The 26,778-nt window shown below is 53.6% G+C and carries 22 protein-coding genes and 1 tRNA gene; 16 read left to right on the forward strand and 7 right to left on the reverse strand.

Going from position 1 to position 26,778, the window contains the following annotated elements; translation table 11 throughout:
• The first annotated feature begins 63 nt into the window (after positions 1-63).
• Positions 64-1,401, forward strand: coding sequence for a cytochrome-c peroxidase (locus LF95_RS06115; RefSeq protein ID WP_252509669.1), 1,338 nt, complete (start codon positions 64-66; stop codon positions 1,399-1,401).
• Positions 1,402-1,483: 82 nt separating this feature from the next.
• Here the strand turns inward: LF95_RS06115 and LF95_RS06120 are convergent, their stop codons facing one another.
• Together LF95_RS06120 and LF95_RS06125 are read right to left on the reverse strand one after the other, a co-directional pair.
• Positions 1,484-2,365, reverse strand: a complete 882-nt coding sequence (locus tag LF95_RS06120) for an NAD(P)-dependent oxidoreductase (protein WP_073954133.1) — start codon at positions 2,363-2,365, stop codon at positions 1,484-1,486.
• A 123-nt stretch (positions 2,366-2,488) separates the two neighbouring features.
• Positions 2,489-4,288, reverse strand: coding sequence for a PHA/PHB synthase family protein (locus LF95_RS06125; RefSeq protein WP_073954881.1), 1,800 nt, complete (start codon positions 4,286-4,288; stop codon positions 2,489-2,491).
• 192 nt (positions 4,289-4,480) lie between these two features.
• Here LF95_RS06125 and LF95_RS06130 point away from each other — a divergent pair, with 192 nt between their 5' ends.
• The 8 genes from LF95_RS06130 to LF95_RS06165 all read left to right on the forward strand — a co-directional run bounded on the left by LF95_RS06130 (position 4,481) and on the right by LF95_RS06165 (position 13,769).
• A complete protein-coding gene (locus LF95_RS06130; RefSeq protein WP_073954134.1) occupies positions 4,481-6,004 on the forward strand; it encodes an OmpA family protein in 1,524 nt (507 codons plus the stop codon).
• 136 nt (positions 6,005-6,140) lie between these two features.
• Entirely contained in the window at positions 6,141-7,382 is a 1,242-nt protein-coding gene (locus tag LF95_RS06135) for an LL-diaminopimelate aminotransferase (RefSeq protein WP_073954135.1), read from the forward strand.
• 123 nt (positions 7,383-7,505) lie between these two features.
• Entirely contained in the window at positions 7,506-8,810 is a 1,305-nt protein-coding gene (locus tag LF95_RS06140) for a homoserine dehydrogenase (protein ID WP_073954136.1), read from the forward strand.
• Positions 8,811-8,951: 141 nt separating this feature from the next.
• A complete protein-coding gene (glpX, locus tag LF95_RS06145) occupies positions 8,952-9,911 on the forward strand; it encodes a class II fructose-bisphosphatase (RefSeq protein WP_073954137.1) in 960 nt (319 codons plus the stop codon).
• Between the two features lie 209 nt (positions 9,912-10,120).
• Complete coding sequence (locus LF95_RS06150) at positions 10,121-10,576, forward strand: hypothetical protein (RefSeq protein WP_073954138.1); 456 nt, start codon at positions 10,121-10,123, stop codon at positions 10,574-10,576.
• 190 nt (positions 10,577-10,766) lie between these two features.
• Positions 10,767-12,059 (forward strand): Hsp70 family protein, encoded by a 1,293-nt coding sequence (locus tag LF95_RS06155; protein ID WP_073954139.1) that lies wholly within the window; start codon positions 10,767-10,769, stop codon positions 12,057-12,059.
• Between the two features lie 36 nt (positions 12,060-12,095).
• On the forward strand, positions 12,096-12,659 hold the full coding sequence (locus LF95_RS06160; protein ID WP_073954140.1) for a TetR/AcrR family transcriptional regulator: 564 nt from the start codon (positions 12,096-12,098) through the stop codon (positions 12,657-12,659).
• A gap of 54 nt (positions 12,660-12,713) precedes the next feature.
• A complete protein-coding gene (locus tag LF95_RS06165; RefSeq protein WP_073954141.1) occupies positions 12,714-13,769 on the forward strand; it encodes an NAD(P)-dependent alcohol dehydrogenase in 1,056 nt (351 codons plus the stop codon).
• An 87-nt stretch (positions 13,770-13,856) separates the two neighbouring features.
• On the opposite strand, the gene LF95_RS06170 is transcribed toward LF95_RS06165, so the two are convergent.
• Entirely contained in the window at positions 13,857-14,174 is a 318-nt protein-coding gene (locus tag LF95_RS06170) for a hypothetical protein (protein ID WP_143181953.1), read from the reverse strand.
• 519 nt (positions 14,175-14,693) lie between these two features.
• Here LF95_RS06170 and recJ point away from each other — a divergent pair.
• Positions 14,694-16,523: a single-stranded-DNA-specific exonuclease RecJ gene (gene recJ, locus LF95_RS06175; protein WP_083607529.1), complete on the forward strand. Its 1,830-nt coding sequence runs from the start codon at positions 14,694-14,696 to the stop codon at positions 16,521-16,523.
• 142 nt (positions 16,524-16,665) lie between these two features.
• Here the strand turns inward: recJ and LF95_RS06180 are convergent, their stop codons facing one another.
• Positions 16,666-17,385, reverse strand: coding sequence for a hypothetical protein (locus tag LF95_RS06180; RefSeq protein WP_073954144.1), 720 nt, complete (start codon positions 17,383-17,385; stop codon positions 16,666-16,668).
• Between the two features lie 547 nt (positions 17,386-17,932).
• Here LF95_RS06180 and LF95_RS06185 point away from each other — a divergent pair.
• The 4 genes from LF95_RS06185 (at position 17,933) to LF95_RS06200 (ending at position 21,148) form a co-directional block, all read left to right on the forward strand.
• Positions 17,933-18,790: a substrate-binding periplasmic protein gene (locus LF95_RS06185; RefSeq protein WP_073954145.1), complete on the forward strand. Its 858-nt coding sequence runs from the start codon at positions 17,933-17,935 to the stop codon at positions 18,788-18,790.
• A 188-nt stretch (positions 18,791-18,978) separates the two neighbouring features.
• Positions 18,979-19,671, forward strand: coding sequence for a glutathione S-transferase family protein (locus LF95_RS06190; RefSeq protein ID WP_073954146.1), 693 nt, complete (start codon positions 18,979-18,981; stop codon positions 19,669-19,671).
• An 18-nt stretch (positions 19,672-19,689) separates the two neighbouring features.
• Entirely contained in the window at positions 19,690-20,976 is a 1,287-nt protein-coding gene (locus LF95_RS06195) for an MFS transporter (RefSeq protein ID WP_073954147.1), read from the forward strand.
• A 96-nt stretch (positions 20,977-21,072) separates the two neighbouring features.
• A tRNA-Glu gene (locus tag LF95_RS06200) sits at positions 21,073-21,148 on the forward strand.
• Between the two features lie 160 nt (positions 21,149-21,308).
• Here LF95_RS06200 and LF95_RS06205 read toward each other — a convergent pair.
• Positions 21,309-22,703: a DNA polymerase IV gene (locus tag LF95_RS06205; RefSeq protein ID WP_252509670.1), complete on the reverse strand. Its 1,395-nt coding sequence runs from the start codon at positions 22,701-22,703 to the stop codon at positions 21,309-21,311.
• Between the two features lie 208 nt (positions 22,704-22,911).
• On the reverse strand, positions 22,912-24,198 hold the full coding sequence (locus tag LF95_RS06210) for an EAL domain-containing protein (RefSeq protein ID WP_073954148.1): 1,287 nt from the start codon (positions 24,196-24,198) through the stop codon (positions 22,912-22,914).
• A gap of 314 nt (positions 24,199-24,512) precedes the next feature.
• Here LF95_RS06210 and LF95_RS06215 point away from each other — a divergent pair, with 314 nt between their 5' ends.
• The gene (locus tag LF95_RS06215) at positions 24,513-25,862 is read left to right on the forward strand and encodes a tetratricopeptide repeat protein (protein WP_252509671.1); all 1,350 of its coding nucleotides are present in this window, start codon (positions 24,513-24,515) and stop codon (positions 25,860-25,862) included.
• Here LF95_RS06215 and LF95_RS23625 read toward each other — a convergent pair.
• The gene (locus tag LF95_RS23625; protein ID WP_256359941.1) at positions 25,855-25,986 is read right to left on the reverse strand and encodes a hypothetical protein; all 132 of its coding nucleotides are present in this window, start codon (positions 25,984-25,986) and stop codon (positions 25,855-25,857) included. The two genes, LF95_RS06215 and LF95_RS23625, sit on opposite strands and share 8 nt — an antisense overlap.
• Here LF95_RS23625 and LF95_RS06220 point away from each other — a divergent pair.
• The gene (locus LF95_RS06220) at positions 25,985-26,731 is read left to right on the forward strand and encodes an SAM hydrolase/SAM-dependent halogenase family protein (protein ID WP_073954149.1); all 747 of its coding nucleotides are present in this window, start codon (positions 25,985-25,987) and stop codon (positions 26,729-26,731) included. The genes LF95_RS23625 and LF95_RS06220 overlap by 2 nt on opposite strands.
• Positions 26,732-26,778 lie beyond the last annotated feature (47 nt).

Here is a 26,778-nt window from a genome sequence, read left to right on the forward strand (position 1 = left end):
TTATCAAGGAATCGCACAGACAGGAACTGTAGAAAGCAATTCAGAATGATTTGCGGTCGTACAGTGTCTGAAAGTCCCATCATGTATTTTAATGCCCCTTCATTTCAGCCGTTTCGCCCGGTTGCCGCGCGGTTTTTGCGCCTGTCGGCAACGGCCCTGGGCTGTGGCCTGTTTGTTTTTGCCCTTGCTGGTGCGACGCATTCCGTACAGGCCGCCGATAAACCCGCAAGTTCGTCCAATCCGGTTGCATCAGGCGGGGACGTGCCGTTTAAGACATTGGCTGAATTGGGCGAATCGCTGTTTTTTGATACCAATATTTCAAAAAACCGGACCCAGGCCTGTGCTACCTGCCATGATCCGGCTACGGCCTTTCGCGATCCGCGCGGAACCAATGCCAACGGGTCATTTTCGTTGGGCGATGATGGCGCATCCTTTGGCGATCGTAATGCACCAATGGCGGCTTATGCCAGCCTGTCGCCCGAATTTCACATTACCAAGGATGGCATTCCCGTGGGCGGCCAGTTTTGGGATGGACGGGCAAAGGACCTGGCGGCACAGGCAGGCGGCCCGCCGTTGAACCCGGCTGAAATGGGCATGCCCAGTGCCCATGATGTTGTGGACCGTCTTAAGGAAGACCCCGATTACGTTGAAGCCTTCAAGGTGCTGTTTGATCAGAATATCTGGGATGATGATGACGCGGCCTTTCAGGCCATGACCCAGGCCATCGCCGCCTTTGAAAAGACCGATCAGTTCACGCCGTTTGATTCCAAATATGACCGCTGGCTGCGCGGGGAATATAAAATGACCCCGGCCGAGGAACTGGGCCGGGTGCTGTTCTTTTCCCAGCAATTTACCAATTGCAACCAGTGCCACCAGTTGAAGGCCTCCGGGGCGGAGGGCGAAACCTTCACCAATTATCAGTATCACAATATCGGTGTGCCGCAGAACCGCGCCCAGCGCGAGGCCGATGGTAGTGACCCGAATTTTGTTGATAATGGCCTGCTGGATAACCCCGCCATTAACGACCCGTCCTTTAAGGGCAAATACAAGGTGCCGTCGCTGCGCAATGTCGCGGTGACTGGCCCTTATATGCACAATGGCGTGTTTCATGACCTTAAAACCGTGATCCGGTTTTATAACAAATATAATAGCCGGTCCAACGCGGCAAAGATCAACAATGAAACCCATAAGCCGTGGGCCGCGCCTGAGGTCCCCGAAACCATTTCATTGACCGAGCTTGAAAAGGGTGATGCGCTGGATACCCGTCGCGTTAATGCCCTTGTTGCCTTCCTGAAAACCCTGACCGACAAACGGTACGAGCCGCTTTTAAAGGCGCAGGAAGAGGCTGCGAAGGCGGAAAAGGCCGAAAAGCAACAGCAACAGGAAACCGCGCAAAACTGAGCTTCTCGACCGGGTTTTGTTCGAGGTGGCATTTTGACACCCGCCTGACCTTCGATGGTCAGGCGGGTGTTTTATTTTGATGTCAGGCCCTGCGAGGCATCAGGATGTCAATGATTGCACTTTGTGCAAGGTCGCCCAGTCCGGCATCGGTGGCGTGTTCAAAAACCGAACAGGCGGCATTGCCCACCGGCACGGCCTGTCGCATTTCCTGTGCCAGTTGCATGGCATAACCGGCATCCTTGGCGCGAAGGGCGGTGGTAAAATGAATGCCCTCATGGTGGTTGCCGCTGATCATGCCCGGCAATGTCAGCTTGGCCGGGCCGCTGGCAAGCGGGCCTTCCAGAAAAGTCTGGGCTACCTGTTCACCATTCAGCCCGGCCTTTTGGGCAATTGCCACCAGTTCGGCGGCAGCAGCGATATGCACGGCACCCAAAAGGTTGTTCATCAGTTTGTAAACCGTGCCGCTGCCGGTCGGGCCAAAATGAATGATCTTGCTGGCAACAGCCTCCAATACCGGGCGGGCACGGTCCAGAACAGCCAGCTCCGCCCCAATCAGAAACACGGTTTCCCCCCGTGCCACCTGTTCGGGCACGGCTGTGACGGGCGCGTCGATATAGGGGATGTTTTGGGCCTCCATAATGTCGGCCAGTTCCAGCACATAGGCATGGGACAGGGTGGAGCATTCGATCGCAATTGTACCCGGTTCAATTGCGTCAAGCGCGCCGTCATCACCCAGCCAAACGGCACGCGACGCCACATCATCGGCCATAAAGGATATGACATAACGGCATCCTTCGACTGTTTCGGCCGGGCTGGCGCATGCTGTTGCCCCCAGTGCGACGAGCGGTGCCAGTTTCTCGCCGCTGCGATTCCAGACGCGAATATCAAAGCCCTTGTCGATCAGACAGCCGATCATGGCACTCGCCATGCGTCCGGCACCGAGAAAGCCGATGGTTGTGGTCATGCCTGGGTCCAATTGTTGTTTAACGGGATCAAGGTTTCATTGTTAAATCAAAAAAGCGACTGGATTGTGAAATCCAGCCGCTTTTTTGATTTTATGTCGATGTTTTGCTGCCCGTCGCGTCGTTTACAGGCGAACCTTTACATATTCACCCGGTGCCGGGCCGATAACTTTGCGGTCGCCATCACCCGGTTTGCGGGCATCGATCTGGCCGCCGCTGCGCCGGCTGATCCAGTTTTGCCAGTCGGTCCACCAGGAACCGTCATGCTGGGTGGCTTTTTCCAGCCATTGATCCGGGTCGGCCGGGTTGCGGTTATAGGTCCAGTGGCAATATTTATTCGCTGCTGGCGGGTTGACCACACCCGCAATATGACCAGACGCCGAAAGGACGAATTTCACCTGTCCGGACATTAACTGGGTTCCGGCATAGGTGGCCTTCCACGGTGCGATATGGTCTTCGCGGGTGGAAAGGAAATAAACCGGAATTTTAATATCGCGCAGGTCAATGCGTTCGCCAAGAATGCTGATGCCACCCGGCTCGCGCAGCAGGTTTTTCTGGTACATGTTGCGCAGATAAAAACTGTGCATGGCCTTGGGCATCCGGGTGGAATCCGAATTCCAGTACAGCAGATCAAACGGGAAGGGGTCTTTGCCCAGCATGTAATTGTTAACGACAAACGACCAGATCAGGTCATTGGCGCGCAGCATGTTAAAGGATGTCGCCATATCGCGACCGTCGAGATATCCTTCCTTTTCCATGCGATGTTCCAGGCTTTCGATCTGTTCTTCATCAACAAAAACAGAAAGCTCGCCGGGTTTTTCAAAATCGGTCAGGGTGGTAAAGAAGGTCGCCGATTTAATACGCTCGTCCTTCGTTTTTGCCATATAAGCCAAGACAGAGGCAAGCAGGGTGCCGCCCAGGCAATAGCCAATGGCATTGACTTCATCTTCGCCGGTGGCTTCCTTGATCATGTCAAGGGCGGCCAGAACGCCTTCCTTGGCGTAATCGGAGAAGGATTTTTCCGCCAGTTCGCTATCGGGGTTGACCCAGGACAGGACAAAAACGGTGTGGCCCTGGTCCACGGCCCATTTGATGAAGGAATTTTCCGGTCGCAAATCCAGAATGTAATATTTGTTGATCCAGGGCGGAATAATCATCAGCGGGCGTTTGGCAACCTTGTCGGTCGATGGCGTATATTGCAGCAATTCCATCAGGTCGGTTTTGCCAATAACGGCACCCGGTGTCGTGGCAACATTTTCGCCAACCTTAAAGGCATTAAGATCGGTCATCTTGATTTGCAGTTTGCCTTTGCCACGTTCCAGATCATCAAGCAGGTTTTGCAAACCCTTGACCAGATTTTCCCCACCCGATTCGACGGTCGCGCGCAAAACTTCCGGGTTGGTCATCAAAAAATTGGTTGGCGAAATGGCATCGACGAACTGGCGGGTATAAAAATCCACCTTCTGGGCAGTTTTTTCATCCAGCCCGTCCACATCATGGACCAGCCCTTGAATCCACTGCGACGACAAAAGATAGGACTGTTTGATGTAGTCAAAAACCTCGTTGTCCTGCCAGGCTTCGTCGCGAAAACGACGGTCGCCTTTGGGTGGGGTCACAATGGGGTCGGCATCCTGGCCCAGCATGCGTAGCGTGGTATTCTGCCACAACTGCATGTAATTCTGCCAAAGTTGCATCTGTGCCTCGACCAGTTTGGTCGGGTTTTGCATCATATGCGTGCACAGTTCCATGAAGGCAGAACCGATATTTAACGGGTCGGGATCGGCGATTTCTGGGTCTTCGGCCTGGCGTGCCAGAAAATCCGCAACAAGACGCTGGCTCCTTTCGGCAATTTCGGCCATCGTGGCCGAGAGCTCTTCGGGGTCGGGATGAGGATTTCCGGTTTCGCTGGCCTGTTGATCGGTCATGGCGCCTTCCTTTATGATATCGCCCGTCATAATCGGCACGTTGGTTGAAACACTGCTTGATCCCAAGCATATCATATCCTTAGACTTTCGCAGCCTAACGTGCCACGAGGGGATGATACAAGAAATATAACATGACGTGTTTGTCGCAGATCATTTGCACGCGGTTTTTTATTATTGGAGCTAAGAATATCAATGGGTGTCTCGAAACGGACTTTGCGCGCCGGGCATAAACAGCCGGGCTTGCGCGGCCTTCTTAAAGCAGGGTCAGCATTGGCCGTGATCTTGATGCTGGGGGCCTGTTCGTCGGTGCCTGATGCCATCAATCCCGTCGAATGGGGCAAAAATATTGGCGATGCGTTTTCCGGGCAGGAGGGGCCGGAAAAATCACAGGAGCCGATTCCCGGTCAGGATAAGGATTATCCCCGTCTTGCCGATACCCCCGACCGTCCGGTCGTGGCGGATGAAGGCGAACGCCAAACGCTGTTGGCGGGCCTGGCGGCAGACCGCGCCAATGCCCGTTATACGACAGCACCGGGGCAGTCTGGCACGACTGGCACCAAATCGGTAACGTCGTCTGCCGCAAGTGGCGGTCAACAGGCGCGCGGCGCAAATTCCGCAACTGCCGGGGCGATGCAATCGGCCGCAAATACGGCTGAAACACTGCCTGCTCCTGCCAAATCCATGCCCGAACCCAAACCGGCAGAGTTGAAGGTAACGCCGCTTTCCAAGGTGGAGCCATCGCCGAGCGGTTCGCGTATTGTTGATCAATGGAATGCCAAGGCTGCGGAACAGTCTGCTTCGGCTCCCAAACCGGCCGATATTCCCGCAGCGCCGAATTTGACGGCAAAGGATGTTGCCCCTGCTGCTGGCGAAACCGGGGCTGAACAGGCAGCACGGGCCGAAAGCAAGGCAACCTTGCAGGATGCACCGCCGGTTCCGGCAGCGCCCAATCTGGCGCCGAAAAAATTGCAGGCCGAACCGCCTGTACCGGGCAAGGTTTCATCAAGCCCGTCCCCGGCCACGTCTGCTCCGGCCTCATCTGCCAACTCTGCAGCACCGGCCGAAGACCCGGTCATGAGCCAGTATAAAAGCCGCCTTGCCGAAGGCGAGGGGCAGTTTGACCGCACACCGATGCCATCAGGCACAGGCAACAAGGCATCGGGCGATTTTGATTATTCGATGTATAGCGATAACGGATCGGTCAAGGTTGATGAAAGCCAGCTGCAGGATGGTGTGCCACCGGCACCGGCCCTTAATGGCAATGGTCCGGCAGTAAGTCAGCTTGGTGAAACGCCTGATGAATTGCTGGCATCGCGTCTTGGGGTCAAGGCGGTTGATCAGCTTGCGGCAGCAAACGCGAAATCGCAGGTGGCGCAAATCCAGTTTGCTTATGGGTCGGCAAAATTGTCTTCTGTTGATGTTGGTGTGTTGCGCAAGGTGTCGCTTGCCTGGAAAAAACATCGCAACGCCCATGTGATGGTGATTGGTCATGCGTCATCCAAGACCGAGAACATGTCATTGGCTGAACATGAAAAAGCCAACCGTATGATTTCCGAACGTCGTGCCTCGGCGGTGATCAATCAGTTGCTGGCACTCGGTGTTAACCCTGAGGCTGTTTATGTTTCGGCCGAAGGGGCGTCTGATCCCCGCTATTTTGAAGGGGTTCCGGCCGGTGAAGCCGGAAACCGCCGTGTTGAAATCTTTATGGATTATTGAGCGTAAAAAAGGTACATCCTTCGAATTGTACGGCGCGCCACCTGGATTTAGCCGGGTGGCGCGCAATTTTTTTCACCAAGAGGTCGTCTTTTTCGCATAAAATTGCGAAAGACGAGTTTGAGAAGGATACAGGATAATGTCCTCTGAATTTCACCGCGTAAAACGTTTGCCGCCATATGTCTTCGCTGAAGTCAATGCGATGAAGGCGGCGGCGCGGCGAGCGGGGGAGGATATTATCGATTTTGGCATGGGCAACCCGGACCCGGCCACACCGCAGCATATTGTTGATAAACTGGTGGAAACGGTGCAAAACCCGCGCACGCATGGCTATTCCATGTCGCGTGGTATTCCTGGTTTGCGCAAGGCACTGGCGGCCTATTATGGCCGTCGTTTTGGCGTGGATGTGGACCCGGAAACCGAAACCGTTGTTACTATTGGCTCCAAGGAAGGGCTTGCCAACCTGGCCGCTGCCATCACCAGCCCGGGTGATATCATTTTGGTGCCGAACCCCAGCTATCCGATTCATGCTTTTGGTTTCATCATTGCCGGGGCCGCATTGCGGCATATTCCCATCGGGCATGATGATCAGGGCACCTTTAATGCCGAAAGCTTTATGGAGCAGCTTCACCGGGCGGTAAAACATTCCGTGCCCAAGCCCAGTGCGGTGGTGTTGAACTTCCCGGCCAATCCGACGGCGTTGACGGTTGATCTCAATTTCTATCAGGAAGTGGTCGATTTCTGCTGCGAGCATGAAATTTATATTCTGTCGGATATCGCCTATTCCGAAATCTATTTCGATGGCAATCCGCCGCCCTCGATTTTGCAGGTTCCGCGGGCCAAGGAAATTGCCGTTGAATTTTATTCACTGTCGAAAACCTATTCGATGGCGGGGTGGCGTATCGGTTTTGCCACCGGTAATAAAAAGCTGATCAATGCGCTGACACGCATTAAATCCTATCTGGATTATGGGGCATTTACCCCGGTGCAGGTGGCGGCAACGGCGGCGTTGAACGGCCCGCAGGATTGTGTGGATGAATTTCGCAATCTGTACCGCGAACGGCGCGATATTTTCATTGAAGGTATGCAGTCCGCAGGGTGGAATGTGCCCTCGCCGCAGGCGACCATGTTTGCCTGGGCGCCGATTCCGGATCAGTTTGCCGATTTGGGATCGCTTGATTTTTCCAAGCTGTTATTGCAGGAAGCCGGGGTGGCTGTGGCACCGGGCCTTGGCTTTGGCGAATATGGCGATCGCCATGTGCGTATTGCCCTGGTGGAAAACAAACACCGCATCCGCCAGGCCAATCGCAATATCAAACAGTTCTTTCAGAAATGTCCTGATGCAGAATCTGCACGGGAACTGTTGAAGAAAACCGTCTGATATCCGATAAAGCATTGTGTGTTTCGCCTGGGACATGTCCCGGGCGAAATTTTGTGTGCGCAAAGGCTGGTTTTGTGGTCTTTGGCATATGTCGGAAAACCAACTACGGCATGAGGAGTTATCGTGCAAAACGTCGTTAAAATCGGTGTGGCAGGCCTGGGTACGGTCGGTGCCGGAACCGTTAAACTGCTGAGTGAACATAGAGACAATCTGACGGACCGTTCCGGGTCTCCGATGATTGTGACAGCAGTATCGGCGCGCGATCGAACTCGGGACCGTGGTTTTTCAACCGATGGGCTGACCTGGTACGAAGATGCCCGCGATCTTGCACAGGATGCCAATGTTGACGTGATTGTCGAAACCATTGGCGGTTCCGATGGCATAGCCTATGAATTGTGTAAAATCGCGCTTGAGGCGGGCAAGCACGTTGTGACGGCCAACAAGGCCCTGATTGCCCTGCATGGTGTGGAACTGGCCCGCATTGCGGATGCCAATAATGTCACCATCGCCTATGAGGCCGCTGTTGCTGGTGGCATCCCCGTAATCAAGGCCCTGCGCGAAGGCTTGTCGGGTAATGTGGTGTCGCGTGTGACCGGTATTTTGAACGGGACATGCAACTATATCCTGACGACCATGCGTGAACAGGGCCGCGATTTTACCGATGTTCTGGCCGAAGCCCAAAAGCTGGGCTATGCCGAGGCCGATCCCAGCTTTGACGTGGATGGCATTGATGCGGCGCATAAGCTGGCGATTTTGACCAGCCTGGCCTTTGGCGTTGAGGTTGATTTTGATGCCATTGCCGTTGAAGGCATTCGCTGTGTTTCTGCCCTGGATATCCATATGGCCGAAGAATTGGGCTATCGCATCAAATTGCTGGGTATCGCAAAGCAGACCGCCGAAGGCATTGAACAGCGCGTTTCGCCAGTGCTGGTGGATCGCACCACCCAGATTTCCAAGGTCGAAGGCGTTTTTAACGCCGTTGCCCTGGAAGGCGATTATGTCGGCCCGGTGATTTTGCAGGGGCGCGGTGCAGGGGAACGCCCGACAGCATCGGCCGTTGTTGCCGACCTGGTAGACATTGCCGCAGGTCGCAAAACGCCGGTTTTTGGTGTTGCGGCGGAACGCCTTAAAAAGAATGTACGCGCGCCAATCGAAAAGCATATCGGGGCTTATTATTTACGCCTGATGGTTTGGGATCGGCCGGGTGTGATGGCCGAAGTGACCGCAGCACTGGCGCGTAATGGTGTTTCGATGGCGTCCATGATCCAGCAGGGCCGGGCGGAAACCGAAGGCGGTGTTGTGCCGGTGGTTTTCATCACCCACGAAACCAACGAAGGATCGATGCTTGAGGCGCTGGCGGAGATTACCGCCTTTGAAAGCAATTCGCAGCCGCCGGTTTTGATGCGTATTGAAAATTTCGCGTCGTAACAAAACAAAAAAAAGACATATGCGCCCCGCAGGTTTACACCAGCGGGGCGTCATAACTTTGGGAAAACCAAAGAAGTACGCCTACCGGGAAGAATGAGACGGGGCCCCCAGACCCCGCACCAACAGACAAGGACGGAAGATATGGATCGAAATCTTGCGCTTGAAACAGTACGCGTCACCGAAGCAGCTGCACTGGCCTGCTCGGGGTTGATGGGACGCGGCGATGAAAAGGCTGCGGACCAGGCCGCAGTCGATGCCATGCGCAATGCGCTGAACAGCCTTGATATTCGCGGCACAGTCGTGATTGGCGAAGGCGAGCGCGACGAAGCGCCGATGCTTTATATCGGTGAAGAAGTTGGCAGCGGCGAAGGCCCGGAAATCGATATCGCGCTGGACCCGCTTGAAGGCACCACCATTTGTGCAACCGGCGGTCCGAACTCGCTGGCTGTAGTGGCAATGGCGGAAAAGGGCGGCTTTTTGAACGCGCCTGATACCTATATGCAGAAAATTGCCGTTGGCGGTGGCCTGCCCGATGACGTGATTGACCTTGACGCAACGGCGGGTGAAAACCTGAAAAGCCTGGCCCAGGCCAAAGGTTGCGATGTTTCCGACCTGGTGGCTTGTATCCTGAACCGTCCGCGCCATGAAGAACTGATCGCCAAGACCCGCGAAGCGGGCGCGCGTATCATGTTAATCGATGATGGCGACGTGGCCGGCGTAATTGCGACCTCGCAAAAAACTTCGGGTATCGATATTTATATGGGAACTGGTGGGGCACCGGAAGGTGTGCTGGCGGCTGCCGCACTGCGTTGCATTGGCGGGCAGTTCCAGGGCCGTTTGTTGTTCCGCAACGATGATGAAGTTGCCCGTGCCCATAAATGGGGTATCGAGGATTTGAACCGTAAATATACCCTGATGGAACTTGCCAAGGGCAATGTCATGTTTGCCGCCACCGGTGTGACCGACGGGGCCATGCTGCGCGGTGTGCGCCGTTTTGCCCAGGGGGCTGAAACCGAATCAATCGTGATGCGCAGCCAGAGCGGTACCGTGCGGTATATTCGTGCCGTTCACGATTTCAGCCGCAAGGTCTGGTATAAATAATCAGCTTTTTTCGCCTTTTTTATCTTGGCGATTTGACTGAACATCAATGGGGTGCTGCGGCACCCCATTTTTTATGGCAGGAATCCGCCGTTTATTTGAATTGTGCGGCAATAATACGCGTTCTCGCAATAATATGTGGAACCTTTCCAGTTTTCCCGGCGTTTTGTTTCAAAATCTTTTTAATAAACCCGTTAATGGGACAAAAGGTTATGGACACGAGCAACGAAGAACGGGCTGCTTCCCGCCGGGGGATCGGCTATTGGGCTGTTATCGCCCTGGCGATTGTAATCCTGTGTGTTGGTATGCCGATTTTTGCCGGTGGTATCTGGTTGATTATGCTGGGGGCGTCAAGTTTTTATGCGCTGGCCGGGGCCGGTCTTTTTCTGGCCGGTTTTTTCATGATGCGCATGTCGATGCTGGGTTTCTGGTTTTATCTGCTGACTTTTATGGGCACGGCAGCCTGGATTGTGAGTGATGTGGGGATGGATCTTCATGCCCTGTTCCAGCGTTTGGCGGTGCCTTTTATCGCGTTACTGTTGGTGTTTCTGGCATCACCCCGTTTGTGGCGCGGTGGCCGGTCTGCCCGCCCGGAACCTGCCGGCGACGCGGGGAACAAAGGCTCCGTGCCGCATATGGCCTTTTCCTCACCGGATAAAAATGTCTGACGTTTTTTAATAAAAGCGTTGTTTGCATCATCAATGCGTGCGCAGCTTTTTTCTGACGGTTCATCATCTTCCGCAGTACCGGGTGATTCTGGTGCTGCGGATTTTTGTTGCAGTGCCCATCAAGCTGGGTTACATCCTTCGCCCCCTTGCGCGGGGACCGCTATTTTAACAGTTTGGAAAGGTTGCACGCATGTCCGAAATAATCGCAATGGATTTTGGCACCACCAATTCTGTTCTTGCCGTGGCGGACGAAGCAGGAAATGTGCAATCCGCCAGCTTTGACGTCGGCAATTCCCATTTTGATACCTATCGCACCATTTTGTACCTTTGGCAGGAACAGGATATTCGTGTTGCGGGTTCGATGCCGCAACTGCGCAGCTGTTCCGGTCCCTTTGCGATCGAGGAATATCAGCGCGAAAGCCAGGACTGCCGACTGATCCAGTCGATCAAATCCTATCTGGCCGCCAAGGATTTTGAAGGCACGGAAATTTTTGGCAATGCCTTCTCGCTTGAAGACCTGATTTCGCTGTTTTTAAATCAGATCCACCATAACGCCGAAAACCAGCTGGGGCATTTGGGGCGCCGGGTTATTTCCGGCCGTCCGGTTGCCTTTGCCGGTGCCCGCCCCGACAATGCCTTTGCCGAGGCGCGCTTGCGCGCATCCTATGAGCAGGCGGGTTTTGAGGTCGAGGCAATGGTGTATGAACCCCTGGCCGCGTCCTATTATTATGGGCGGACACTGGACCGGCCCGAAACCGTTTTGGTTGCCGACTTTGGCGGGGGTACCAGTGACTTTTCAGTCATTCGGTTTGAACCAGGCAAAGGGGTAGCCGGTGTCAAGGCGCTGGCCCATACGGGTCTTGGCATTGCAGGCGACAGTTTTGACTATCGCATCATCCAGAATGCCATTTGGCCGCGTTTGGGCTTTGGCACCAATTACCGGGCAATGGGCGGTACTTTGCCGGTTCCACGGCAATATTACACTGCCTTTGCCCGCTGGCATTACCTGTCGATGATGCACAACCAGCGTACCATGACCGATTTGCAGGCCATTATTCGCACCGCAGAAAGTGCCGACGATATTGCCGATCTTGTCACCATTATCGAGGATGAACTGGGCTTTTTCCTGTATCAGTCGGTGTCCAAGGCCAAGGCTGAATTGTCGTCCGAAGGGGAAACGCGGCTGCAATTCAAACATAATGGCGTTGAAATTGACGAAAAACTGACCCGTGCCGATTTTGAAAGCTGGATCAGCCCCGATATTGCCGACATTGAGAAGGCCGCCAAAGACTGCCTTGATCAGGCAGGGTTGCAGGCTTCTGATATTTCAAAAGTCTTCATGACCGGCGGTACATCTTATGTGCCAGCTGTACGCCGCCTGTTTGAAGACGGGTTTGGCAAAGAACGGGTTGAAATTGGCCAGCCTTTCCTGTCGGTCGCACATGGCTTGGCGATGATTGCAGCAGACGAGAATATCGTTTGATTGACTGATCAGTCATTTTTGAGTATATCAGGTGACATGAAAGACAAGCAGGCACATCTGATCGATACGGCAATCAAGCTGTTTGCCCGCGATGGCATATCGGTTTCCACGGCAAAACTTGCAGCGGAAGCCGGTGTGTCAAACGGGACGCTGTTTAATTATTTTCCAACCAAACAGCAGTTGATTGACAGTGTTTATCTGGCAATCAAACAGGATATTGCCGAACATGTGCTTGCCAGTCTTGGTCGGGAAATGTCGGTAAAAGAGGTCATGTTTGGCATCTGGCAGGGCTATATTCAATGGGCTTTGCGTAATCCGCTGGGGCATGAGGTCTCAAATTTGCTGAAAGCCGCCCGTGTTCTCAGTGCCGCGGCACTGGAGCAGGCCGATGCGATTTTTGAACTGAAAGTCGAAAAAATGCGGGAAGGTGTCGCCGCCCGGGAACTGGTTGAATTACCGGTGGATTATATTTGCGAACTTTCAACAGTGCAGATTTGTGTCGCAGTTGATTTCTTGCGACGGCAAAATCTTGATGCCGTTGAAATCGGCAAACATATCCATCGCAGTTTTGACGTGTTCTGGGACGGTATCAAGGCGTGACTGTTTTTTTGCCATAAAATTGACTGATTAATCACTCTATTGACGGAGAGAGAAATGCAGGTTGCTGCTTATGGTGCCAAATCCGCAACGTCCGATCTGGAGCCGTTGACGATTGAACGTCGTCAAACCGGTGCGCATGACGTTGCCATCGAGATTGATTATTGCGGTGTTTGCCATTCCGATTTGCATATGGCGCGCAATGATTGGGGTATTGCCATGTATCCGGTGGTGCCGGGGCATGAAATTGTGGGTCGTGTGACCGATGTTGGCGCCCATGTCAAAGGTTTCAAGCCGGGTGATCTGGTGGGTGTGGGCTGTATGGTTGATAGCTGTCAGTCCTGTCCGTCGTGCGAGGAAGGGCTGGAACAATATTGTGAAAACGGTATGACCGGCACCTATAATGGCGAAGACAAAGTGCTGGGAGGTCAGACCTTTGGTGGATATTCCGGCAAGGTGGTTGTGAACGAAAAATTCGTTCTGCGCATTTCTGACAACTTGGATACCAAGGCGGTTGCGCCGCTTTTGTGTGCCGGTATCACAACCTGGTCGCCGCTGCGCCAGTGGAATGTGAAAAAAGGCGACAAGGTTGGTGTGGTCGGGCTTGGTGGCCTCGGCCATATGGGCGTTAAATTCGCTGCCGCGCTGGGTGCACATGTTGTGATGATCACGACATCGGTTGCCAAGGGCGAAGATGCCAAGCGTCTTGGGGCGCATGAAGTTCTTGTTTCAAAGGACGAGGATGCGATGACTGCCCATGCGGGCAGCTTTGACTTTTTGCTGAATACCATCCCCGTCAAGCATGACCTGAACCCGTATATCGGTCTTTTGAAACGTGATGCGACGATGGTGATTGTCGGTGCGGTCGAACCGCTGGAAGGTTTCCACGGCGCCGGGCTGATTTTGGGCCGCAAACGTATTGCCGGTTCATTGATTGGCGGTATCAAGGAAACGCAGGAAATGCTCGATTTCTGTGCGGAACACAACATCACATCCGATGTTGAAATGATCGATATGGCCACTATCAACACGGCCTATGAACGCATGCAGAAATCCGATGTCAAATATCGGTTTGTGATCGATATGAAGTCGCTTCAGGCAGCTGTTGCCTGATCACCGCATTGGGCAGACATTTAAAAAGCCAAAGGCCCGCCAAACCGGCGGGCCTTTGGTGATTTTGGCCATGATATATCGGTCACATCAGCTGACACAGGCAAAATTGCCGTTGCATTTGACTTGCAAAAGTGTTGCCGAAAAAATCACAAAGCCGGTGCCGAAAAACGGCAATAGAAAAAACCAGGCGGACCATTCCCATCTTCGTAACAGCCAGGGAAAAAAGGCACCGCAAAAAGACATCAGGGGAAATAGCAGTACACTGCCAAACAGCAGATGCAGATAGATATTGTTTTCCGAACCCGGTGAATCAAACATCATCGGTGAAAACATGACAAAAGGCAGGGAGAAAATTCCTCCCAGCATACAGATCGCAGTAAGACCGCGACGTGCGGACTTCTTCATTTTACAGGCCTCGTGATCCCGTGTGGAATATGACGGCTTTTTACCGTCTGTGGCGGTTCGCCACTTTTTGATATTGATTGGAATTTCTCACACGGACGGATTTATCACAAGTAACATCTGTGATTCGCCTTTGAAAATGTGGCGGTTTTTTGTCGGGAAACGACAATATTAAAAAATACACGGCCTGAAGGTATTGTGAATACTATACTGGAAAACAGGCGGGTTAGGATCCGGATGGGGTGAATATTTGAATATCTGTGTCACCCAAGACTGGATTTTTAAAGTTTCAGTGAATTTAAGACTCGCCCTGAAATTATGAAAATGGTGGCCCTGTGATCAATTTTTGCCAGCCATTTAGCGCCCAAAAGATGAAGTGGAGACAGGGGCAGGGTGTGGTGAAGGCTGGGTGGTGTGACGTTGCAGGCGTGAAACCCGGGCTTTGGCAGAGGTTCTTTTGGGCGTGTTGCGTGACAGGCAAGCGGATTTTGCAGCCCCCAATGCGTATTTCGGGGTTTGAGGATGCGTCTCTTTGCGCTATCCAATGGCGTCATGACAGCACAGCAATCCAGTGAAACAACCTTTTTGGGCATCGAGCTTTCCGTTACCGGCAAATGGTGGCGTCAGCGCGAAGTCGATGACCGTTTGGCCGTCACATTATCGCAGCGATTTGGGGTGCCCGATATTGTCGGTCGGGTGATGGCGGCCCGTGGCATTGGCCTTGATGATGCCGCCAGCTTTTTGACACCCACCCTGCGGGATTTGATGCCGGACCCGTCCTCCCTGCGCGATATGGACAAGGCGGTGGGGCGCATTGTTGCCGCGCTGGAAAATAACGAAAAAATTGCCCTGTTTGGCGATTATGACGTTGATGGTGCGACCAGCACAGCGTTGCTGGTGCGGGTGTTTCGTGCGCTGGGCCAGGATGTCGAAGTCCATATTCCTGATCGTCTGAAAGAAGGATATGGCCCCAATGCGCCAGCCTTGCTGGACCTTAAACGGCGTGGGGCGGGGCTGGTGCTGACGGTTGACTGTGGTGTGACCGCCTATGCCCCGCTGGCCGAGGTGGCCAATGCCGGCCTGGACGTGATTGTCGTGGACCATCACGCTGCCGAACCGGAATTGCCACAGGCCGTTGCGGTGGTTAATCCCAACCGGCTGGATGATGATAGCGGCATGGGTGATTTATGTGCAGTTGGTGTGGCGTTTTTGCTGGCGGTGGCGCTGTGCCGGACATTGCGCGAAAGCGGCTTTTTTCAGAAACGTACGATCCGCCCGCCTGATTTGCGCGTGTGGCTTGATTTGGTGGCATTGGGCACGGTTTGCGACGTTGTGCCGTTACGCGGGTTGAACCGCGCGTTTGTGACCCAGGGCCTTAAGGTCATGCGCCAGCGGAGCAATTGCGGAATTTCCGCCCTGGCCGATGTTGGCGGGGTGAACGAACTGCCCAGCGCCTATCATCTTGGTTTTGTGTTGGGGCCGCGGGTGAATGCCGGTGGCCGTGTTGGCGAGGCCGGGCTGGGCACGGCCCTGTTGTCAGGGGATGATGATGCCAGGGCGCGCGCCATTGCCGTCCGGCTTGATGAATTTAACCGTGAGCGTAAAACGATTGAGGATTATGTCCTTGATCAAGCCATTCGCATGGTGGAGGAAAAAGACCGCATCGGGGCGATGGTGCTGGTCGGGGGGGAAGACTGGCATCCAGGTGTGATTGGCATCGTCGCCAGCCGCCTGAAGGACCGCTATCACGTTCCCGCCCTTGTTATGGGGCAGGTCGATGGTGTTTATAAGGGGTCTGCCCGGTCCGTGCGGGGTATCGACCTGGGGGCGGCGATTATTGCGGCCCGTCAGGCAGGGTTGCTTGTTAATGGGGGTGGGCATGGTATGGCGGCGGGCTTTACCCTGGAGCCGGAAAAACGTGCCGAATTTGAAGATTTCCTGGAAAGCCGCTTTGCCCGCCTGATTGCCGAAAACAATATTCGCCCGACCATGACGGTTGACGGTGCCCTTCATGCAATGGGGGCAACGGTTGAATTGATTGATGCGCTTGAACGCATGGGCCCGTTTGGGGCAGGCAATGCCGAACCGCGTTTTGTGTTTACCGAGTGCCGGATTGTGAAGGCCGATGTGGTTGGTGCGGATCATGTGCGGTGCATTTTAACGGGTAGCAACGGCAAGGGACGTTTGAAAGCCATTGCCTTTCGCTGCCTGGATAATGACATGGGCCAGAGATTGCTGCGTCATGGCGGGCGACCGTTGCATGTTTTGGGGCATTTGCGCCGCGATACATGGCAGGGCCGGGAAGGCGTGCAGCTTATGATTGATGATGTGGCTGATCCAGCCGCGCTTTGAAATAGCGCGCCGATGCTTGATGCTGGTTGCATGCCGGCTGTGTTTTGCCGTGATGAATGGCTCTGGGCTCTCGGGGCTCCGCTAGGGGGCTCCGAGGAAGTCTGGCCTGGTTTTGCCCCACTGTAGGGTGTCGGCCAAATCGCTAGGTTTCCGTGGGGTCGCGATGGGGGGCAGCAGCATGCTGGCGGATAATGGCCGAAACGATCTGGGCAATCAGATTGCCGGTTTCATCCTGTTCAGGCTCATGTCCAAGCACATGTATGATATCGCGATAGGTTGCCAGAATGCTCTGGGTGATCCTGCCTGCGTTATCAACGCCTTCTGCCATCAGAAAGCCGGTAATAATGGCGGACAGCAAACTGTAGTTGCTAAATATTATTTCGGTTGAGCTGTTTTCCAAAACACGCGAATTGTGCGTTTTTTTTGTCTGGTACGATCTTTTTTTTTGCGCGGATACCTCTGTCGTATCCAGGTGGTCTTCTGCCAGGTCCACTTGCAAGTCTTGGGTGTGTTGGCGCGTTAGCTCCACGGGACCGTGGTGCGCCGGATAAGTGCTATTTTCCGCCGCGTCTTGCTGCGGATGGGGAGGGGAAGACAGGGATTGTCCGGCATGAATGTAAACCGGCCCTTCGCCCGTAACGATCCATTCAAGTCGCACGGCTTTTGCCTTGGCAAGGCGGGCAATGCCGATAAATCGCGGTTCGGATTTTGCCTGGCACCAGCGATTTAATTGTTCCGGGATCACACCGGCGACCTCTGCGGCGTCTTTTTTTCGATCAAACATATCGACAACATGCCGGATGCGTTCGCCAAGGGCGGGGCTCAGGACGGGTAACGTCGTGGCACGGCTATCATTTGCCATTTCCATCGTCCTGGATAGTGAAAGGGGCAAGGGTTGATTTGGTTAAAGTTCTCGTTTGGCGCGAAATAAACGCACCGCGAAATTTTTTGGTTGAATGTCGAATTTTTTCGTTATAAGTCTTTTTCATGCTCAACTATTGTTGACTTTTTTTCGAGTTAAAGGCCGGTATAGTCGGCGATAGTGGCAATAAAACGATAGTATAGTGACGGCGGACAAAGTTTAGTCCGGCGTTCACTATTGAGTAAAAAAAATAAAGACGCTTCCTGATCTTTGTCTGCTTGTGATGCTTTAAGATGAGAACAATTGCGCGGTGATTTTATTCGTTGAAATTGGTCCTGTTGTTTTCAGTATTGCAAGCCAAGTAGAGTAGATGATGTTTGGCGTTGCTGGCAATCAACAAGTCCTTGGGAGTACGAGGTATTTTTGTTGCGAATAGTGTTTTTCGGGTTGAATTTCCTGAAAGCACATATTTGGGAGTACACTCGATATGCGCCAGACAGATTTCCCTTTTAGCCCAGTGCAATATTTAAGACATGGTATTTAATTGATGTCTTACAGTGGCTTGGGTCTTGGAACCCGCGTTGTCAGTTTGGTCATCGCGCTTGCTTTTTTATTATGTGCCCCGGTTTTTGCATCTGCGCAGCAGGCGGCGGGCCATGTCAGTGAAGAAGGTTACATAGGTGCGGCGAGATCGGTTCGTATTTATACCGAGAACCTGCCACCTTTTAATTATCTTACAGAAGACGGGTTTACGGGCATTGGGGCCGAAGTCGTATCGGCGATGGCCCGTTTGGTCGGTCATAACGGAAAATTCGAGATGATGCCCTGGAAGCGGGTTCTTTCGATACTTGACCGTGATCCCTATACTGCCGCGTTTTCAATGGTCAGGATACCTGAACGCGAGCACGAATTTAAGTGGGTTGGCCCGATCACGCACAGTGAAACGGCTTTTTATCAATTAGCAGACAGTCCCCTCCATATCCAGTCGATGGAGGATGCGCGCAATGTACCTGCTATCGGGGTAAATGCGGGAAGTGCATCCGAGCGGGCCTTGCGTGCGCTAGGATTTAAAAATGTGATGCCGCTTTATGCCCCGAATACGGGCCTGAAAATGTTGTTAAGTGGGCGCATTTCGCTGTGGGAAACGGTGGACCTTGTGGTGACTAGCCAAAGTCGCCAACTGGGCGTGTCGCCATCGGAAGTCAAGGCGGCTTTGCCCTTGGGAAAATACGACTTTTACTTGGCATTTTCGGCGAAAACCCCGGAAACGGTGGTGTTGCCTTGGCGTCAGGCGCTGAACGAATTGCGTCGCAATGGCGTTTTTGACCAAATTCAGCGACGTTATGGCGTAAAGTCATCCAGCCTTTATGGCCCACGTAAAACAAGCTTTTCCCTGTTAAATTAGGCCCGTAAAAAGCGTAGTGCTTTATATTCACCTGTAGGTTATTAATAGTTGTTAACGGTGTAAACATGTGGCGCGTTTAGGCGTTGCACGACGCGATATTTGTTGCCGTGATTGGCGAATAGTCGTTCTTTTTCTATTTTAATGGCAGTATCGGATTTATTGGATGATGCAACAAATAGGAAAGCCCGATGATAGCCACCGGCAAACCCGAACTGATCAGCTTTGATCTGTGCCCTTTTGTTCAGCGATCAGTTATCACGCTTCTTGAAAAAAATGTCGAATTTGACCTGACTTATATTGATCTTGCCAACAAGCCGGACTGGTTTTTGGAAATTTCCCCATTGGGCAAGGTGCCGGTCCTGCGTGAAAAGGGCGAAGTCCTTTTTGAAAGTGCCGTGATCAACGAATATCTCGATGAAATCAATCCGCCGTCGATCCATCCTGCTGATCCGCTTGAAAAGGCAAAAAATCGTGCCTGGATCGAAGTGGGTGGCAATCAGCTGATGAATGCCTATCGCATGATGATGGCTGAAACCGGGGAAGAGTATCAAACCCATCGGGATGCCCTGATTAAGGGTTTCAAGCCGGTAGAGGGCCAGATTGAAGGCACATTTTTTAATGGTGATACATTTTCGCTGATTGATGCCGCCTGGGCCCCCGTTTTTACCCGCCTTCTGATTGTCGAAGAGGCGCTGGGCGAAGATTATCTGGCGGGTTATCCGAAAATCCGGGCCTGGGCCGAAGCCCTGGTCGCGCGCGATAGTGTGATCAATTCCGTCATTGATGGCTTCCGCGACAAGTTCCTGACCTACCTGCAAAAGAAAACGTATAACGGTGATACACCCAGTTACCTTGCGGGCAGGCTTGCGGAGCGCGCCTGATCATCCTATTCCGATAGGATGACAGAAAAAAATCAGACAGATGTGACATCAGCGCGCGATGAACGGGGCCAGGGCAAACTTGCGTTTGTCCTGGTTCTTGTGCCGCTTTTGATGTCCTTTTCACTCAGCCAGTTTTATCGTTCTGCACAGGCGCTGCTGGCGGACTCGCTTCGGGGCGAACTGGGTGTTACGCCCGAACAGCTAGGCCTTATTTCCGGCAGTTTTCATTTTGCCTTTGCCCTGATGCAAATTCCCGTTGGTGTAATGCTGGACCGTTATGGCCCGCGTAAAACCAATGGCATCATGATGATCATGACCGTGCTGGGTGTTATCGTCTTTGCCAGCGCCCATAGTGTGACCGGGCTTATGATCGGGCAGGGGATTATCGGCATGGGCTGTGCCGCTGCCTTTATGGCGACGCTGGTTTGTGCGTCGCGCTGGGTTGCGCCTGAAAAATTTGCTGCAACATCAGGTATTATTGTCGCGCTTAGCCTGTTGGGCGTTCTGGCCTCGGCAACACCGCTGGCCGCCCTGATCGAATATCAGGGATGGCGCGGGGTTTATTTCTGGCTGGCGGGGCTTAGCCTGCTTTCCGTGGTGCTGACCTTTATCATGGTGCGCGACGAACCGCCCCATATGCGCCGCAAGCAACCGCGTCGGGGCGAAAGCATGCGCGAAGTCCTGCAGGGCATTATGGAGGTTTGGAAAAACCGGCAAATGTGGTTGCTGGTGGCGGTGGGCTTTTTTGCCTATCCGACGATTCTGACGGTCCGGGGCCTGTGGGGCGGGCCGTATTTGCAGGATGTTTTTCATCTTTCCCCGGTTGAGGTTGGCAATATTTTGCTGGGCATGACGATTGGCATGATTTTTGGCCCGCCCTGTTATGGGCATGTCTCGCGGATTATGGGGGGGCGGGCGCGACCGCTTATTCTGTTTTCGGTTTTTGTTTCTACCGCACTTTTGATCTGTCAGGCGCTGTTTGGGGCCAGTCATGTCTGGCTGGCGGCCGTTTTAATGATGGCACACGGTTTTCTGGGCAGCTGTGCCACGCTTAACTATGCCGCAAGCCGTGCTGCAGTGCCGCCGCACCTCGTAGGGCGTGCGCTGACAACGGTGAACCTTGCCACCTTTGGCGGGCTTTTCGTGCTGCAGGGTTTGGCGGGAATGATCATCGGTCATTATCCGGCCGATGCGGCAACATTGGGCTATCAATGGATGTTTGCCTTTCTTGGTATCGGCCTTGGCGTTGCCGGGCTGGCATTTATGATTGGGGGCAGGGCCGGGAAAGCCGCAAAAAACGGCTAAAAATGGGAAGGGATTAAAAAAAACGTCACAAGGGCAAAAAACCCGCTTGACCTTGACCGGTCCAATCGCTAAAAACCGGCCTCGTTAACGCGCTGCGTCCCCTTCGTCTAGAGGCCTAGGACACTGCCCTTTCACGGCGGCAACAGGGGTTCGAATCCCCTAGGGGACGCCATTTCCTTTACTGGAAATGTACCAATCACCTTTCCCATACGGGTCAGGTGATTTTTTGTTTTCGGACTATTTTTCAAGGGTTTGAATAAAATTCTTTCTTCCGGATTCGCGACTCTGTTGCCGTGATATGGTCTTGCGGGTATGCGTGCACAAATTTTCGGTCAGAATGGAAATTTGTGCTGGCGCGGTGGTTTAACCTGTTTGCGATAGGGGCGGGTCAAACTTTCCCGGATTTGCTCAAGACTGGGGCGCGGTAAAAAATCATTGCGGAAATTCGCCTGCATGTCAGGTGTCATTTCCATATGTGCCGTGGGAGGTGCGGAGGTAGCGGCATCTATCGTTGCCGTGTTAGCGTTTGCCGTCGGTGATGCGGCATCATCATTCTGGCTGCTTTTAGGGGCTATGTTGTTTTCACCGTTACGGTCGATTGCGGCATTTTGTGACGATGGCGCAAAAAGGTCGTCCGGGTCGGCGGCATCGGCGTCAAACAGGTCGGAAACACCGACACCCAGCAGGCGGAATTTGGTGCCGTCAATTTCGCGTTGCAACAGGGTCATGGCACTTTGCAAAATCACATCCTGTTTCAGGGTCGGGTAAGTCAGGCGCATATTGCGGGTGCGGGTTTTGAAATCGCCGGTCTTCAGCTTTAACACCACCGTATGGCCTGCAATGCGTTTGCGATCCAGGTCGCGTGCCACTCGTTCGACCAGGCGGGTTAAAATATCCGCAAGCGATGCCAGATCAGCCAGGTCGTCGCTAAAGGTGGTTTCCGAAGACAGGCTTTTGCGTTCCGACGATGTTTCGACCTGTCGGTTATCCTGCCCGCGCGAAAAGTGGAAAAATCGTTTGCCAATACTGCCATAACGCCCCTGCAATTGATGGATGTCGAGTTTTTGCAGCTGCCCGATGGTTGTAATGCCGTCCTGGTGCAGTTTGCGCTCCATAGCCGGGCCAACCCCCCACATCATACGCACCGGCTTGTCAGACAGGAATTCAACTGCTTCTGCCTGACCGATCAGGGAAAATCCAAACGGCTTTTTCAAATCCGAGGCAATTTTTGCCAGAAACTTGTTATAAGACAGGCCAATCGATACCGTAATGCCAACGTCGCGAAAAATCTGTTGCTGCAGCGCCACCAGATTTTCGGCCGGGCTTTGGCCCGTGCGTTCATAGGCATCGGTCAAATCCATAAAGGCTTCGTCAATCGAAAGCGGTTCGATAATCGGTGTTACCGCGCGCATCATGTCGCGAATGCGCATGCCTTCGCGCTGGTATTTCGCCATATCGGGTGGCAGGAAAATGCCATCCGGGCATAATTCGCGCGCCTTGAAGGCCGGCATGGCGGATCGAACACCAAATTTGCGGGCGATATAGCAGCAGGTCGAAACCACCCCGCGCTTGCCACCCCCGATGATGACCGGCTGATTTGCCAGTTCCGGCCGGTCGCGTTTCTCGATCGAGGCATAAAAGGCATCGCAATCGAGATGACCAATTTGCAGCTCCGGTAGTTCGGCGTGGTTGATGGTGCGTTTTTGTCCGCATTGCGGGCAGGGCATGTCGTGCGCCGCCAAAACCTGCGGGCGCCATTTATGCCGGCAATGGGGACAAATTGCGTAAATCATCCCGTTTTTGTACTGCTTTTGTTCGTTTCCTGCAAAGAAGATTTATCGCCTTCCTGCCAGTAACTGACAGGACCGATGCGCGCCCAAGCCGGCTGAACCGGATGGCGAGAACAGCATCTGATGCAGGAAAGAAGATCGTGTTTTATGCCTGCGGTTTGCGCGGTGGCGGTGTTTTTGCCGGTTTCGCCGGTTTTGCGGGCGATTTATTAGCGTTTTTGGCACGCCGGGTACGGGCGACCATATTATCCACATATCGCCCCTGAAACAGGGTAATGCCCAGCGATTGCCCGAACCGGATGGCCGTTGGGGTATCACACCGGCACAAAATAACCCGCTCACGCCCGGATTGTTGCACTAGGGTATCCATTTCGCTGTATTTTTTGCGAATGACCGTGTCGGTCATTTCTTCGCGCCAGGCGACCTTGATAAAATCCGCCTTCAGGCTTTTGCGATCGACAAATGACAGTGATTCCACGGTAAGATTATCGATCAGCACGCGATAGCCGCGCTCGTGGAATTCATCGCGCAGGCGCAAATAGGTTTCCAGGTTTGAAAACAGGTCAACCTGGTTAAATTCAAGAATGACATTGCCCGGCCAGTTGCGTCGCACAATTTCGTCAAACCGTTCAAATTCGCGGGTGGTCAGGGTGGCGAGGTTCAGATTGATCGAAAAGGACGCTGCATGTGTTTTAAAGGTGCGTTTGCACAGATAGTTCAACATGCGTTTGTCCAGCACTTCGGTCATGTGCTGAAACAGCCATTTATTCGATGCCAGGTCGATATCGGGCATGATGGCATCGCGCAATTCGGCAATGGAGACGAAAAATTCGTCAAAAACCGGGTGCAGTTCGCCCCCATTGGCTTTTGACAGCACACAGACCGGTTGTTGGCGAATATGGGCTGAAAGGTCGGCGCTATGAATGGTTTCTTCTAGCTGTGCCAGATTGTCGGCATTGATCGGTTGTAACTGCACCTTTTGTTCGGCGGCCAATTCACGCCGTTGCTGCTTTTGGGCGTTTTCGCTCATGTAGCGGCACAACAGTACAAATTCCTGAAATTCCGTATTCAGATTGTACCAGGTGCAAAAGCCGGTTTCTTCGCTTTCATCCTGTGCAACCGGATCATCGCGAAATAAATACCGCAGTGTTTCAACACCCGGCTCGACATCGGCAATCGATTTGTCTTTCCAGATGAATAGCAGGTCATTATTGGTCAGGACAAAAATGCGGCCCACGAACAGTTTGACATAGCTTTCAAAGGTGTTGGTTGCAACACGGATATGATAATCGCGCCGGTGAAAGGGCTTGAGACGCGACAAATGGATATGCACTGCCCGATGCCCGAATTTTCGGGTCTCAAGCCGTTGCACGTAATCAAGCAGCAGGTGTTCCTGCAGGGCCTGTTGTCCATATTGTTGCGGTTCGATCAAGTACAACTCCCTAGCGCGTTGCTTTTGGGTTTGATCCGGTTTTCAGGCTTAAGGCATGCTCCTTAAACGACGAAGCCGAACCACACATTTTATATGTGATTTCATTTTTTTGGCAGATATTAGCCATACCGCATAGTTAATGGATTAACAAAGCGATTTTAACGATTTATTGCATGACAAACGGTCACTTTACCATCATGCGCGGCATGGCTGGCGGGGGCTTGGCGAACTTGACAGGAACACGGGGAAGTGGTCCCTTGTTCTGCAAATCGATAGATGGGGATGGCGCGATGAACGCGGTCAGGAATAAAACCGTGAATCCTGCAGGTCGTGGGCTGCGTGTGCTGATGATGGCCGGGCTGGTCTCGCTTGCGGCGGCATGTGCACCAATTGGTGATCAGGAATTCTGGAACCAGGCAACATCCTTTGCCGGCAAGGATGATACTGCCCTTGGCCTGTCCGAGGTGGTATCGGGAAATTACCCGGCAGCGGAAAAATATCTTGATGCCGCGATCCAGCGTAATCCCCTGAATGGCTATGCGTTGTTATGGCGCGGTATCATGTATCAGAATACCGGTCGCCCCGATAAGGCCCGTCAGGATTATAGTGCGGTGATTGCGTCCAATCCGCCCGGTACGGTTGTGATGGCTGGTCCAACCGTGATGCAGCTTCATCCGCTTCATGATGCCGCACAATATAACCTTGACCGGCTGGAGCAGGGGTTGCCCGGCGTGGTTGGTTTTGGCCCCGAGGCATCCCGCATGGCGGCGCAATCGGATGCACCCGGTGCCACGATGTCCGCACCGTTTGATAACGGCCAGGGGGCGCCGCAGGCTGTACCGGCAACCAAATCGGCGGCTGATGCCAATATTGCCAAACGGTTTGCCATTTTACGCAATTTGCAAACCGCAGGCCTGATCACGCCGGAAGAATATTCTGCCCGTCGCGCGGCCAATATTGGCGCGTTACTGCCCATGACATCGCCGGCCCCGGCGGCGTATCTGGACCGGCAGCCACCAGATGGACGCGAAATTCAAGACCGGCTGGAGCAGTTGAACAAGGCACTGCAAATGGGGGCGGTTTCGGTGCAGGACCATGTGAATGAACGCACCGCAATTTTGGATGGTTTGTTGCCTGCCGAGCCCCGCGAACGGGCAACACCGGCGCCAGCCCCGCAAGGCCTGATGGATGCGGCACGCCAAATTGCCCGGATCGAGGATTTGCAAAAAGAAAAGCTGATCACGCCAACCGAATTTACCAAGGAACGTAACGCCATCGAGGCGTCGATCATTGAACCGGCCAATGCCAGCATGGTTTCGCAGGAGGGCCAGCCCGTGCGCCGGGTTGCTACGGCATCGGATGCCGAAAGTCGCCCGGTGAAAAAGGTGGCCTCTGCCCCGGCATCATCCGCTGTCAAAAAAACCGGAAATGCCGAAGTCCATTTGGCCTCCTATCGTAATCAGACCCAGGCAGAACGTGGCTGGCTTATTCTGGCCAGCCGGTTTGCCAACGAACTTACCGGGCTGGATCATGAAATTCGCCGTGTTTCGGTGCCGGGCAAAGGCACATTCTATCGTCTGTTGGCTGACGGGCTGGACCCGGCAAAGGCCAACAAGATTTGTTCGGACCTGAAGCGTCGCGGGCAATATTGCGATGTTAAGTAAGGTGCCGGGTAACATAGCCCAATGGCGATACGGGGCGTAAGTGTGCCGCATCGTCATTGTGATGTTTGTCATAGGCCAGTGCTAAAATCAGGATCAAACTGGCAGGCAAACAGGTTACGATCATGATTCTGATCTTTAGTGATTTTCATTTTACCGGTCCCTATAGCGGCGCGATGCAGGCAGCTGTGATGCGCCATGCCGGGCGGAAGGAAAGTGTTGTCAATTTGATGCTGGATGCACCAGACCGTGATCCGATGCGATCGGCCTATTTGTTGGCATCTTTACGGCGGGAATTCCGGGCCGGTGATATCGGTTTGTGTGTTGTTGACCCCGGTGTTGGCAGTGCCAGGCGCGCCATTGTCGCCCAGTGTGATGACAGTTATTTTGTCGGCCCCGATAACGGGTTGTTTGAATTGCTGGTTCGCCGTGCGCACGATGTGCGCCTGTGGCAGATAGACTGGGAACCGGATGGCGTCTCTGCCAGTTTTCACGGGCGCGATATTTTTGGCCCGGTGGCGGGTATGCTGGCCGCCAACACCAATTTTGCCCGCCATGAACTGGAACTGGACGACCGTTTTGCCGGGGCGCGGGACTGGCCCGATGATCTGGCCGAGGTGATTTATATCGACGGTTATGGCAATGCCATGACGGGCCTGCGTGCCAAAAGGGAAATGGCAGACGGGGCGATATTAACCCTGGGTGATCTCGAAATTGCCAGGGCGCGTACTTTTTCGGACGTGCCGGTGGGGCATGTTTTTTGGTATGAAAATTCGTTTGGTTTGGTGGAAATTGCGGTAAATGGCGGACGGGCCGACCAATTACCAGGGCTTGAAATTGGATGTGCTCTTCGCTGGATTGATGCCGGATGAGAAAAAAATTGCTGCTCGCGACAGTCTGGGGCGCCAAGAAGAACGGG

It is taken from the genome of Thalassospira sp. TSL5-1, from assembly GCF_001907695.1.
In the GTDB taxonomy this organism is placed as follows: domain Bacteria; phylum Pseudomonadota; class Alphaproteobacteria; order Rhodospirillales; family Thalassospiraceae; genus Thalassospira.